The 12683-nt window shown below is 68.2% G+C and carries 11 protein-coding genes and 1 tRNA gene; 6 read left to right on the top strand and 6 right to left on the bottom strand.

Annotated features, from left to right (window positions below):
* Positions 1–163 precede the first annotated feature (163 nt).
* Positions 164–1072 carry a helix-turn-helix transcriptional regulator gene (locus ABE85_RS26265; RefSeq protein ID WP_067283832.1) on the top strand — a complete coding sequence of 303 codons (909 nt, stop codon included), beginning with the start codon at positions 164–166 and terminating at the stop codon, positions 1070–1072.
* On the opposite strand, the gene ABE85_RS26270 is transcribed toward ABE85_RS26265, so the two are convergent.
* On the bottom strand, positions 1044–1433 hold the full coding sequence (locus ABE85_RS26270) for a VanZ family protein (protein WP_067283834.1): 390 nt from the start codon (positions 1431–1433) through the stop codon (positions 1044–1046). The two genes, ABE85_RS26265 and ABE85_RS26270, sit on opposite strands and share 29 nt — an antisense overlap.
* A 54-nt stretch (positions 1434–1487) precedes the next feature.
* Positions 1488–2285 carry a siderophore-interacting protein gene (locus tag ABE85_RS26275; protein ID WP_082939125.1) on the bottom strand — a complete coding sequence of 266 codons (798 nt, stop codon included), beginning with the start codon at positions 2283–2285 and terminating at the stop codon, positions 1488–1490.
* Positions 2286–2343: 58 nt separating this feature from the next.
* On the opposite strand from ABE85_RS26275, the gene ABE85_RS26280 reads away from it, so the two are divergent.
* The 4 genes from ABE85_RS26280 to ABE85_RS26295 all read left to right on the top strand — a co-directional run bounded on the left by ABE85_RS26280 (position 2344) and on the right by ABE85_RS26295 (position 5843).
* A complete protein-coding gene (locus ABE85_RS26280; RefSeq protein ID WP_067283836.1) occupies positions 2344–2799 on the top strand; it encodes a MarR family winged helix-turn-helix transcriptional regulator in 456 nt (151 codons plus the stop codon).
* A 96-nt stretch (positions 2800–2895) separates the two neighbouring features.
* Positions 2896–2971: transfer RNA gene (locus ABE85_RS26285), tRNA-Thr, on the top strand.
* Between the two features lie 93 nt (positions 2972–3064).
* On the top strand, positions 3065–4447 hold the full coding sequence (locus ABE85_RS26290) for an alanine racemase (RefSeq protein ID WP_231993374.1): 1383 nt from the start codon (positions 3065–3067) through the stop codon (positions 4445–4447).
* 22 nt (positions 4448–4469) lie between these two features.
* Complete coding sequence (locus ABE85_RS26295) at positions 4470–5843, top strand: DUF2130 domain-containing protein (protein ID WP_067283838.1); 1374 nt, start codon at positions 4470–4472, stop codon at positions 5841–5843.
* A gap of 104 nt (positions 5844–5947) precedes the next feature.
* Here the strand turns inward: ABE85_RS26295 and ABE85_RS26300 are convergent, their stop codons facing one another.
* From ABE85_RS26300 to prfB, 3 genes are all read right to left on the bottom strand, one after another.
* A complete protein-coding gene (locus ABE85_RS26300) occupies positions 5948–6967 on the bottom strand; it encodes a class 1 fructose-bisphosphatase (protein WP_067283841.1) in 1020 nt (339 codons plus the stop codon).
* A gap of 73 nt (positions 6968–7040) precedes the next feature.
* On the bottom strand, positions 7041–9788 hold the full coding sequence (pepN, locus tag ABE85_RS26305) for an aminopeptidase N (protein ID WP_082939126.1): 2748 nt from the start codon (positions 9786–9788) through the stop codon (positions 7041–7043).
* 74 nt (positions 9789–9862) lie between these two features.
* Positions 9863–10967 (bottom strand): peptide chain release factor 2 gene (gene prfB / locus ABE85_RS26310; protein WP_157523229.1). Its coding sequence is split into 2 segments (ribosomal slippage): positions 9863–10885 and positions 10887–10967, totalling 1104 coding nucleotides; the frame shifts between segments, so codons are not numbered across the junction.
* 206 nt (positions 10968–11173) lie between these two features.
* Here prfB and ABE85_RS28625 point away from each other — a divergent pair.
* Positions 11174–11470 (top strand): DUF4212 domain-containing protein, encoded by a 297-nt coding sequence (locus ABE85_RS28625; RefSeq protein WP_409072599.1) that lies wholly within the window; start codon positions 11174–11176, stop codon positions 11468–11470.
* Positions 11471–11603: 133 nt separating this feature from the next.
* Here ABE85_RS28625 and ABE85_RS26320 read toward each other — a convergent pair whose 3' ends face one another.
* Positions 11604–12464 (bottom strand): plasmid replication/partition related protein, encoded by an 861-nt coding sequence (locus ABE85_RS26320; protein ID WP_067283845.1) that lies wholly within the window; start codon positions 12462–12464, stop codon positions 11604–11606.
* Between the last annotated feature and the right edge of the window lie 219 nt (positions 12465–12683).

The following is a 12683-nucleotide window of genomic DNA, read 5'->3' on the forward strand; positions in this document are numbered from 1 at the left end:
ACCCGATGTCAGGTAGGGCAAGGCGGGTACCCGTCGGCCGATGCCGGCCATCGTCCGCCATCGCCGGGCGCCGTGAGGGCCTCGTGAGGGCGCCCGGCGGCGATTCATCGGGGCGTCATGCCGCGCGGGCAGGCTGACGGCGCCCCGGCTCACGCCTTTGCCCATGCCCATGATGCCGCCCTCGATCTCCTCGTCGCTGCCGACCCTGCTGCCTTCGACCGCTTCCCCTCCGGTGGGGCCGTCGGCTTCGCCGTCCGCGCTGTCGGCGATGGCCCTGCCGGTTCACGGCGGGGTCGACGGGGACGGCCTGCCCTTGTCCTGGCTGCAGGACCACGTGCTCGCCGAACGCCTGCTGGAGGCGCTGTGGAGCGCACGCCAGCCGGCCACGCCGGCTCAGTTCTTCGTCTGGAGCCAGAGCCGCCTGCAGCCGCTGCTGCCGCACCGGCTGATGGTGTGCGTCGGCGACCAGCCGCCGTCGCCGCGGCTGGCGGCGCAGCTCTTCCATCTGAAGCCGATCGGCGAGGGCTTGCACGCCCAGCTCGAATCGGCCGACCACGGCCTGTGGCTGCACCTGATCCGGCGCTGGGGCGACGGCCGGCGGCCGCTGCATGTCGACCTGGCGCGGGAATCGGACTCGGCGCTGTTCCAGCCCCTGCTGGAAGCCGGACTGCGGGAGCTGGCGCTGCACGGCGTCGCCGCCGACGGCGAGCGGCCGCAGAGCCTGTTCCTCTTCGCGGGAGAGGGTTGGTCCGACGACCACCTGCGCCGCCTGGAGCTGCTGACGCCGGCGCTGCACGCGGCCTGGCGGCGTGCGCGGCTGCAGCCGCGGGGTCAGGCCTTGCCGCGTCGCGCGGGGTCGCTGGTGACGCCGCGCGAGCAGCAGATCGTCGAAGGCCTGCGCGCGGGCCTGAGCAACGAGGGGATCGCGATCCAGCTGGGCATCAGCATGTTCACGGTCAAGAACCACGTGCGCAAGATCCTGCGCAAGCTGGGCGCGAACAACCGCGCACAGGCGGTCGCGATCGCGATGTCGCGCCGGGAGCTCAGCGAGCCGGAGACGCCCGCGGCGTGAGCACGCGCAGGAGCAGCGCATGCACGGCCACGCCGATGACCGCGCCGATCATGTCGGCGAGCACGTCCTGCGCGTCCGCGTCGCGGCCGGGGATCTGCGACTGCACCAGCTCGATCAGGATGCCGTAGGCGAGCAGCACCGCCAGCACGATCCAGCGGCGGCGCGGACCGGCGGCGAGGCACTGCAGCCCGATGACCGCGAGCGTGCCGAAGGCGGTGAAGTGGTTCGCCTTGTCCCAGCCGAGGTCGGCCGCGGGCGGCGGATGGGGCGAGAACGCCAGCCAGCTGGCGCCACAGACCACTGCGAGGAAGAGCAGGCGCCAGGCGTTGCGCCAGCGCGGATCGTGCAGGACTTCAGACATGCGAGGCAGTGTGCCATGCACGTGTGAAGCGAAAGTGAGGTCCCCTCAGTCCCCTCACTCCAGGTTCTCGTGATGATGGCTGGCGCCGCGCTTCCAGTAGGCCGCCGCGCGGATCGCGTGGCGGTCGTGGCCTTTCTCGTCGACGAGGATCTTGCGCACCGCGGTCATCGCGGCGGCCTCGCCGGCGCACCAGGCGTAGCCCTCGCCGGACGGCAGTGTCAGCGCGCGGGCGGCGGCCAGCAGTGCGTCGTCGCCGTCGACCCAGCGCAGGTCGAGGTCGGCCTGCGTGGCGAAGCGGCGGCGATCGCTCTCCGGCACGTTCAGCAGCGCGACGACGCGCGCGCCGGCCGGCAGTTCCTCGAGGCGGCGCGCGACGGCGGGGAGGGCGGTCTCATCGCCCACCAGCAGATGCCAGGCGAAGTCCGTCGGGATGATGAAGGAGCCGCGCGGACCGCCGACGGTCAGCGTGTGGCCCGGCTGCGCTTGTGCGGCCCAGGCCGCGGCGGGGCCGTCGCCGTGCTGCGCGAACTCGATGACCAGCTCGCGCGCCGCGTTGTCGAAGCGGCGCGGCGTGTAGTCGCGCATGACGGGGGAGCCGTCGGCCTCGGGTTCGAAGATCAGCTTCACGTGGTCGTCGAAGGAGGCGCTGACGAAGTCGGCGAGCGAGTCGCCGGTCAGCGTCACGCGGCGGAAGTTGGGCGTCACGTCGTCGACGCCGGTCACGGTCAGTTCGCGGCGCTTGAGTTCATGGCGCACGCGCTGGACGCGGCTCACGGCGGAGCCGGCAGCCGGCGTGGTCGTGGTCGTTGCGGCAGAGGAGGGGAGTGCGGTGTTCAGGGTGTCGGGCTTCATTGCGGCTGATCTCGATATCGTTGACAATGTCATCAATCTTGCGACGGAACGATTGACAATGTCAACTAACACCACTGGCCGAAGGGGCAAGGACGACGACGTCCTGGAGCTGGTGCATTCGGTGATGCATCGCTACCGCGCGTTGCAGTACCGCTTCCTGCGCGACGGTCCGCAGGACATCACGCACATGGAAGGCAAGGTGTTGTTCTTCTTCGAGCGCAACCCGCAGGCCACGCAGAGCGATCTCGCGTCGCACAGCGGGCGGGACAAGGCGCAGCTGGCGCGGCTGATCAAGACCTTGCGCGACAAGGGCCTGCTCGACGCGAAGACCGATGAAGTGGATCGCCGCCAGGTGCGGCTGAGCGTCAGCGACGCCGGCCTGACGGTGCAGCGCGAGTTGAAGCGTCAGGCGAAACAGGTGTCGGTGCAGGCGCTGGCGGGCTTGAGCGCGGAGGAGCAGGCGCAGCTCGCCGCGCTGCTGAGGCGCGTGCAGGCGAATCTGGGCGAGGAGTGAATCGGCCGCAGGCGTTGTCTGGGTGCGACGCGGGCGCCGAAATTGTCGGCGTCGAAAATCTGCGCTATAGTCACAGACTCTGTTGTTCGCGACAGCGCCGATGTAGCTCAGTTGGTAGAGCAGCGCATTCGTAATGCGAAGGTCGGGAGTTCGACTCTCTTCATCGGCACCAATACAGAAAAGCCGCTTGGGTATCCCAAGCGGCTTTTTCTTTGGCGCCACGCCGCGCCAACGGCGCCCGCCGACGGTGGCAACATGGCGCGCCATGAGCCCACACGACCCCAACGATCAGCCCGGCCTCGCGCCGGTGACGCTCACGCTCGCCGCCCTGGAGGCCGAGCCGCTGCCCGGCACGCTCAAGGGACTGCCCGCGGTCGCCGAGGGCGTGCCGCTGGGCGGCCTTGGCGCGTTGGGGCTGTCGCTGCTGGCCGGCGACCTGCCGCTGCCTGCGGCGATCCTGAAAGACTCCGCGCTGACGCACAACGCGCGCTGGATGCGCGAGTTCACCGCACGCGCGGGCGTGAGCCTCGCGCCGCATGGCAAGACGACGATGTCGCCGCAGCTGTTCCAACGCCAGTTCGACGAAGGCGCCTGGGGCATGACGGCCGCGACGGCGGCCCACGTGCGCACGTACCGGCGCTTCGGCGTGCCGCGCGTGCTGCTGGCGAATCAGCTGATCGGCAAGGCGGACCTGGAGCTCGTGTTCCGCGAGCTGGAGGCGTCGCCGGATTTCGATTTCTACCTGCTGGTCGACTCCGCTGCGGGCCTGGACCTGTTGCGTCGCGCGGCCGACGAGCGTGGCTTGAAGCGTCCGCTTCAAGTGCTGCTGGAAGTCGGCACGCCGGGTGGTCGCACCGGCGTCCGGACGATGGAGGAGGGCGCCGCGCTGGGCCGCCTCATCCGTGATGCCGCTCCGACGATCGTGCTTCGTGGCGTGGAGGCCTTTGAAGGCGTCTACAGCGGCGACGACACGGCGCGCGTGGAGCTCGGCGCGCTGACGATGATCGAGACGGTGGCGGAACTGACGCGCCTGGGCTGCGCCGAAGGGTGGTTCGCCGCGGGCGAGGTGCTGCTGACCGCAGGCGGCTCGGCCTTCTTCGACATGGCGGCGAAGACGCTGGCGGCGGTCGAGGCCGCGGGCACCGGCCACGCGCTGCGGGTGGTGCTGCGCAGCGGCTGCTACCTGAGCCATGACAGCCTGCAGTACGAGCGCATGCAGGACCGCATGCGGCAGCGCGCCGGTGCGCTGTGGGGCGAAGGCCCCGGCCTGCGCAATGCGATCGAGGTCTGGGCCTACGTGCAGTCGGTGCCGGAGCCTGGCCGCGCGATCTGCACGGCCGGCCGACGCGACCTCAGCTACGACGCCTGCCTGCCGCAACCGCTGTGGTGGTACCGCCCGAGCCTGCATGACGCGCCGCGGGCCACGCCCGCCCACTGGGCCGTCACGAAGCTCAACGACCAGCATGCGTACGTCGATGCAGGCGGCGAAGGCGGGAACAGATCGGACGGGGGCGAACTGCTGCTGCAGGTCGGGGACCTGATCGCCTTCGGCGTCGGCCACCCGTGCACGACCTTCGACAAGTGGCCGCTGCTCTACACGGTGGACGATCACTACCGCGTCATCGGCGGCGTGCGGACGTTCTTCTGAATCGACGGCGAGAATCCGCGCCATGCATGAAATCATCTGCCCGCACTGCAACAAGGCCTTCAAGATCGACGAGGCGGGATACGCCGACATCCTCAAGCAGGTGCGCGATACCGACTTCGAGAAGCAGCTGCACGAGCGCCTCGCGCTGGCCGAGCAGGACAAGCGCAATGCCGTCGAGCTGGCGCAGGCGAAGACGGCCGGCGAGCTGCAGAAGGCCGCCGCGCTGAAGGACGGCGAGATCCAGGAGTTGAAGGCCCGGCTCGATGCCGGCGAGGTGCAGCGCAAGCTGGCGGTGAGCGAGGCGCTCGGCGGCCTTGAGAAGCAGCTGCAACAGTCCGTCGCGGCGAAGGACGCCGAGATCCAGGCGCTCAAGGCCAGGCTCGACGCGATGGGCGTGACGCAGCAGCTCGCGATGACGCAGGCCGTCGGCGCGGTGGAGAAGGAACGCGATCAACTGCGCAGCGGCCTCGAACGTGCGGAGCTCGAGAAGCAGCTCTCCGAGAAGTCGCTGAAGGACAAGTACGAGACGCAGATCAAGGACCGCGACGACGCCATCGAGCGCCTGCGCGACATGAAGGCGCGGCTGTCGACCAAGATGGTCGGCGAGACGCTCGAACTTCACTGCGAGACCGAGTTCAACCGCATCCGCGCGACCGCGTTCCCGCGCGCGTATTTCGAGAAGGACAACGACGCGCGTTCGGGCAGCAAGGGCGACTACATCTTCCGCGACGCCGATGAATCCGGCACCGAGATCGTCTCGATCATGTTCGAGATGAAGAACGAGAACGACCGCACCGCCACGAAGAACCGCAACGAGGACTTCCTCAAGGAGCTCGACAAGGACCGCGTCGAGAAGGGCTGCGAATACGCGGTGCTGGTCTCGCTGCTGGAGCCCGAGAGCGAGCTCTACAACACCGGCATCGTCGACGTGTTCCACCGCTATCCGAAGATGTATGTGGTGCGGCCTCAGTTCTTCTTGCCCATCATCACGCTGCTGCGCAACGCGGCGATGAACTCGCTCAAGTACAAGGCGGAGCTCGCGCTCGTGAAGGCGCAGAACATCGACATCACCCACTTCGAGTCGCAGCTCGAGGGCTTCAAGTCGGCGTTCGGGAAGAACTACGAACTGGCGTCGCGGCGCTTCCAGACGGCGATCGACGAGATCGACAAGTCCATCGACCACCTGCAGAAGACCAAGGAAGCGCTGCTCGGCACCGATCGCAACCTGCGCCTGGCCAATGACAAGGCGCAGGACGTGACGATCAAGAAGCTGACCAAGGGCAACCCGACGATGGCCGGGAAATTTGCCGAGCTCAAGGGCAACGACAAGCCGGCCGCTGCCGATCGCAGCAGCGATGGCAACGAGGGCAAGGGCGACGAAGGCAGCCTTTTCTGAGGCCTGAGCGCTGAGGGCGCTCAGAAGCACGAAGGCCGCTCATCGAGCGGCCTTCTGCATTGCGGACATGTCGGACCCGGCGCATGCCGGATCGCGGGGTCACATCACTTGGCCTTGTCGGCTTCCAGGTGGTACTGCGTGACCCGCTCGACTTCGTTCTTCGAGCCCAGCACGACCGAGACGCGCTCGTGCAGCTTGCCCGGCTGCAGGTCCATGATGCGCTGGCGGCCGTTGGTGGCCGCGCCGCCGGCCTGCTCGACCAGGAAGGCCATGGGGTTGGCCTCGTACATCAGGCGCAGCTTGCCGGCCTTGTTCGGCTCGCGCTTGTCCCACGGGTACAGGAACACGCCGCCGCGCGTCAGGATGCGGTGCACGTCCGCCACCATCGACGCGATCCAGCGCATGTTGAAATCCTTGCCGCGCGGACCCGTCGTGCCGGCCAGGCACTCGTCGATGTAGCGCTTCACCGGCTCGTCCCAGTGCCGCATGTTGGACATGTTGATCGCGAACTCCTTGGTGTCCGCGGGGATCTTCACGTCGTCGGCGGTCAGCACCCATGAGCCCTGCTCGCGGTCCAGCGTGAACATGGCCACGCCGTCGCCCACCGTCAGCACCAGCGTCGTCTGCGGTCCGTAGACGCAGTAACCCGCCGCCGCCTGCGCGGTGCCGGGCTGGTGGAAGTCTTCCTCGCTGACGCCCTTGCTGCCTTCGACCTTCTTCAGCACCGAGAAGATGGTCCCGATCGACACGTTCACGTCGATGTTGCTCGAGCCGTCCAGCGGATCGAACATCAGCAGGTATTCGCCCTGCGGGAAACGGTTGGGCACCAGGTGGATGCTCTCCATCTCTTCCGAGGCCATCGCGGCCAGGTGGCCGCCCCACTCGTTGGCTTCGATCAGCACCTCGTTGGCGATGATGTCCAGCTTCTTCTGGACCTCGCCCTGCACGTTCTCGGACCCGGCCGTGCCCAGCACGTCACCCAGCGCGCCCTTGTTGACGCTGATGGCGATGCGCTTGCAGGCCCGCGCGACCACCTCGATCAGCAGCCGCAGCTGCTGGGGGATGTGGCCGTGCAGACGCTGCTGCTCGACGAGGTATTGGGTCAGGCTGACGCGTTGACTCATGAAACGACTCCGATGGTTGCAAATCTCGTGCGCCGCGGAACGGCCCGGCGCGCGGACCGCTCCGGGCGCTGAATCAGGGCTGCGCCGCCGGCTCGACGGTCGTCGCTCCGGAGGTCGATTCCGGGGCGGCGGCCTGCGTGTCGGACGCCAACGCGCGCTGGATGATCTCGCGCACGTCGTTGGACAGGTCCGGCTTGGCGGCGACGCGGGCGATGGCCTCGCGCGCGGCGCTGCGGTACGGCTGGGCCAGCGCGGTCCAGCGGTCCATCACGCGCGCCAGACGGCCGGCGACCTGCGGATTGATCGCGTCCAGCGCCAGCACCTGCTCCGCCCAGTAGACGTAGCCCGCCGCGTCGGCGCGGTGGAAGGCGGCCGGGTTGAACATCGCCAGCGAGAAGATCAGGCTGCGCGCGCGGTTCGGGTTCTTCAGCGTGAAGTCGGGGTGCTTCATCAGCTGCTTGACCTTGGCGAAGGTCTTGCCGTCGCGCTCGGCCGCGCGGCCTTGCAGCGCGAACCACTTGTCGATGACCAGCGCCTCGTCCTTGAACTGGGCGTGGAAGCGCGCCAGCGCGCTGTCGGCCAGCTCCGCGTGCGCATGCACGAGCGCGGACAGCGCGCCCAGGCGGTCGGTCATGTTGGTCGCGTCCTTGAAGCGCTGGTACGCGCGGCCCGGCCACACGCCGTCGCCGCCGCGGGTCGCGTTCAGGACCAGCATCGCCAGCGACAGGTTCACCAGCGCGCGCTTGCCGCTCTGCACCGGGTCCGGGTTGTAGCCGGTCGTCACCTGATGCGCGTCGAAGGCCCAGGCCCAGTCGGCCTGCAGCGCCGATGCCAGCTGCGTCTGCGCCGCTTCGACGGCCGCGTGGATGGCTTGAGGATCGACAACGTCGAGCTGCTCGGCGATGTAGGCCTCGTCCGGCAGTTGCAGCGCCAGTGCCTTGAAGGCGGGGTCCAGCTCCGCATGGCGCAGCACCGCCCGCATCGCGTCGATGTACGCGGCGTCCAGCACCAGCGGCTGGCCCGAACGCACGGCGCCCAGGATGCGGTTCAGCGCCAGGCGCTGGCTGGCTTCCCAGCGGTTGAAGGCGTCGCTGTCGTGCTTGAGCAGGACCAGCAGCTCGGCGTCGCCGAGGCCGTCGTCCAGCACCACCGGCGCGGAGAAGCCGCGCAGCAGCGACGGCACCGGCTCGGACGGCACGTTGACGAACACGAAGGACTGCTCGGCCTGGTCCAGCACCAGCACGCGCTCGGTGTCGGTGGCGCCGGCGGCGCCGTCTTCACCTTGCAGCATCAGCGGCAGCGCCTGGCCGTCGCGCGACAGCAGGCCCAGCGACACGGGGATCACCTGCGGCAGCTTGGCGGCCTGGCCTTGCGCGGCGGCACTCGATTGCGTCAGCGTCAGCGTCCAGGTCTGACCGGCGGCGTCGTACACGCCACGGGCCTGCAGACGCGGCGTGCCGGCCTGCGCGTACCAGCGCTTGAAGGCGTCCAGGCGCGTCGTCAGCGGCGAGCCCGGGTTCGCGTCCGCGATCGCCTGCGCGAAGTCGTCGCAGGTCACGGCCTGGCCGTCATGGCGCTCGAAGTACAGCGCCATGCCCTTGGCGAAACCGTCGCGGCCGACCAGCGTCTGGTACATGCGGACGACTTCCGCGCCCTTCTCGTAGACGGTGGCGGTGTAGAAGTTGTTGATCTCGACGTACTCGTCGGGACGCACCGAGTGGGCCATCGCGCCGGCGTCTTCGGGGAACTGGCGGGCGCGCAGCGCGCGCACGTCCTCGATGCGGCAGACCGCGCGCGCGCTCGGCGTGGCGGCCATGTCCTGGCTGAACTCCTGGTCGCGGAAGACGGTCAGGCCTTCCTTCAGCGACAGCTGGAACCAGTCGCGGCAGGTGACGCGGTTGCCGGTCCAGTTGTGGAAATACTCGTGCGCGACGATGGACTCGATGCGGGCGAAGTCCGCGTCGGTCGCGGTGGCGGGGGAGGCCAGCAGCGCCGAGGTGTTGAAAATGTTCAACCCCTTGTTCTCCATCGCGCCCATGTTGAAGTCGGACACGCCGACGACCATGAAGCGCTCCAGATCCAGCGGCAGGTTGAAGCGCGCCTCGTCCCACACGACCGACGCGATCAGCGAGTTCATCGCGTGTTCCGTCTTCTCCAGGTCGCCCTGGCGGACGTAGACCTGCAGCAGATGGTCCTTGCCGCCGCGGGTGCGGATGCGCTGCTCGCGCGCGACCAGATCGCCGGCCACCATCGCGAAGAGGTAGCTGGGCTTGGGGAAGGGGTCGTGCCACTTCGCCAGGTGACGGCCGTTGTCGAGGGCAGCCGATTCGACCAGGTTGCCGTTGGACAGCAGCACCGGGAATCTGGCCTTGTCGGCGCGCATCGTCACCGTGTAGACCGCCATCACGTCGGGGCGGTCCAGGAAGTAGGTGATGCGGCGGAAGCCTTCGGCCTCGCACTGCGTGAAGAAGCTGCCGCCGGAGGTGTAGAGACCCGACAGCGTCGTGTTCTTGTCCGGGCAGCAGGTGTTGCGGATCTCGAGCGTGAAGTCCGCGTCCGGCACGTTGTCGATGATCAGCTCATGGCCTTCCTGGCGGAAGGACACGCTCTCGCCGTCGATCAGCACGCGCAGCAGGTTCAGCTCCTCGCCATGCAGGCGCAGGGGGCCGTGGGGCACCGCGGCGTTGCGTTCCAGGCGCATCTTGCTGGCGACCAGCGTCTTCACCGGATCGAGGTCGAAACTCAGGTCGACGGTACGGATCCAGAAGATCGGCGCGACGTAATCGGCGCGGCGGATCAGGGTGGCAGTGCCTTCACGCATGGCGGACTTCCTTGTAGGAATGAAGAAGCCCCGGGCCGGGGATCGAGCACCGGGGCATTTGTCTCTTGTTGTGCTTACACGCCCTGCTTGAGGGACGCGGTGATGAATGCGTCGAGATCGCCGTCCAGCACCTTCTGGGTGTTGGAGATCTCGACGTTGGTGCGCAGGTCCTTGATGCGGCTCTGGTCCAGCACGTACGAGCGGATCTGGTGGCCCCAGCCCACGTCGGTCTTGCTGTCCTCGAGCTTCTGCTGCTCGGCCATGCGCTTCTTCATCTCATGGTCGTACAGGCGCGAGCGCAGGCGCTTCCAGGCGACGTCGCGGTTGCTGTGCTGGCTGCGGCCGTCCTGGCACTGGACGACGATGCCGGTCGGGATGTGGGTCAGGCGCACCGCCGAGTCGGTCTTGTTGATGTGCTGGCCGCCCGCGCCGGAGGCGCGGTAGGTATCGGTGCGCACGTCCGACGGGTTGATGTCGATCTCGATCGAATCGTCCACTTCCGGATACACGAACAGCGAGGCGAAGCTGGTGTGGCGGCCGCCCGAGGAGTCGAACGGGCTCTTGCGCACCAGGCGGTGCACGCCCGACTCGGAGCGCAGCAGGCCGAAGGCGTACTCGCCTTCCACCTTGATGGTGGCGCTCTTGATGCCGGCGATCTCGTCGTCGGTCTGCTCTTCGACGTCGGCCTTGAAGCCCTTGCGCTCGCAGTACTTCAGGTACTGGCGCAGCAGCATGCCGGCCCAGTCGCAGGCCTCGGTGCCGCCGGCGCCGGCCTGGATGTCGATGAAGCAGTTCAGCGGGTCGGCCGGGTTGTTGAACATCCGGCGGAACTCGAGTTCCTCGACCTTCTCGCTCAGCTTGACGGACTCCGCCTCGATGGTCTGGATGCCGGCGATGTCGTTGTCGTCCTTGGACATCTCGTACAACTCGAGGTTGTCGGTGATGTTGGACGTCAGGTGGTTGATCGTCTCGACGACCTGTTCCAGCGTGCGCTTTTCCTTGCCGAGCTCCTGGGCCCGCTTGGGGTCGTTCCAGACGTTGGGGTTCTCCAGGGCGGCGTTGACTTCGTTCAACCGCAGCGCTTTGCGGTCGTAGTCAAAGGTACCCCCTTAGCGCGTCGGTACGCGCTTGCAGATCGGACAGCGTGTTGCCGATCGCATTGATTTGTTCGATGTCCATGATTCGCTCGAATGGTGGAGCCCCCGAGAGGGGGCCCGAAGCCGGGTATTTTCTCATGCTGACGCGAACGGGCTCCCTAAGATGCCGGGATGCGTCCGAAACCGCCTGTCCCCGATGCGGGTTACCCCTCCGGTACCCCCGTCGGCAGCCCTTCCGGCACCCCCTCCGGCACCCCCTCCGGCACGATACGCGCCCGGCGCCGCTGGGTGCGCCGTGGGAACTGGCGGTTGACGCTGATGCTGCTCGTCGTGTGGGCGCTGGTGACCTTCGGGGTCGCTTACTTCGCGCGGGCGCTCAGCTTCGATTTCTTCGGCTGGCCGTTCAGCTTCTGGGTGGGGTCGCAGGGAGCGCTGATCGTGTACGTGGCGATCGTCGTCATCTACGCGACCGTCATGAACCGCCGGGAGGCGGAGGCAGGGGTGCAAGACCCGGCACCCTACTTCGACGACGTGGAGTCGAAACGGCCGGAGCGGGAGCGCTCCGGGCCGATCACGGGGTTCTGAAGACCGCCGATCTGCTCGGGCCTGGGCGTTGGCCGCCGAGGTATGGGGCCCCAGCCGCAAGGGCTGAAACCCCACACCTCACCGTCCCCGACCACTGCCGTCCTTCCACGGATCTGCTACCGAGGACTGCGGGTCAGAACGGGGAGCCGTCCTGCTTCGCGGCGGCGAGTTGCGCCTGAAGGTCCGCGACCTGCGCACGCAGCTTGATGTTCTCGTCCTGCAAAGCGCCGACCTGCGCACGCAGGAGGGCGACCGCCGGATCGGCTTCGAGTTCACCATCCTCGTTCGTCGGCACGCCCAGCAGCTCGACCGCCACTTCGGCGACCGCATCGCCCGCAGCCTTCTTGCCGACCTTGGACTCGCGCACGCGCTTGGCGGCCTGGCGCAATTCCTTCTTGCCGCCAGCAGCGGCAGCGGCCTGCTCTTCAGCGGGCAGATCGGAGATGACGGCGGCGGCGCTGATCGACACCTCGCCCGAGCGCACGGCGGCGACGAGTTCCGGCGCGGCGGCCTTCTGGATCTTCTCGATCTGCGTCACGGTGGCGCTGCTGATGCGCGCGGCGCGCGCGATGGCTTCGCGGCTCTTCAGCGGCGGGGCTTCGGGCACCGGCGCGGCGCTGGCGTCGGCGGCGGGCGCTTCAGGCGCCGGATCGTTGAGCACGGCCAGCCGGCGCGCTTCCATGATCTCCTTCTTGCGCAGGGCGAGCACGCCGCGCTGGAAGTCGGAGACGCTGCGGCGGCCCAGATGCTGGTCGATCATCCACAGGTGGACGTCCTCCATGGACTTGAAGCGGGTGTTCTGCACCGTCTGGAAGGGGATGCCGTGCTTGGTGCAGATGCCGTGGCGGTTGTGGCCGTCCACGAGGATGTCGCCCCAGAGCACTAGCGCGTCGCGGCAGCCCTCGGCGAGGATGCTGCGCTCGAGCGCGGCATGTTCGTCCTCGGTCAGGGGATCGATGTAGGCCTTGAGTTCTTCGGTGACGATGATGTTCATGGGGACGGGCAGCGGGACGGCAGGAAGGCGGAGCCGACAGGGCATGACCCGGTCGGCGAGGTATTCGGAAGGCGCAGCTTGCGCAGGATGTGCGATAGGCGCGCGGGTCGCACGGGCGACGGACGACGCCGGAAAAGGGCGGCATTCTGCCTGCCTCGCGACGCTACCCTGTCGCACACCGAGCACGAGCGTCGGATATCCCACGGAACCCACCCCCAG

The sequence above is a fragment of the Mitsuaria sp. 7 genome, assembly GCF_001653795.1.
GTDB lineage: Bacteria > Pseudomonadota > Gammaproteobacteria > Burkholderiales > Burkholderiaceae_C > Roseateles.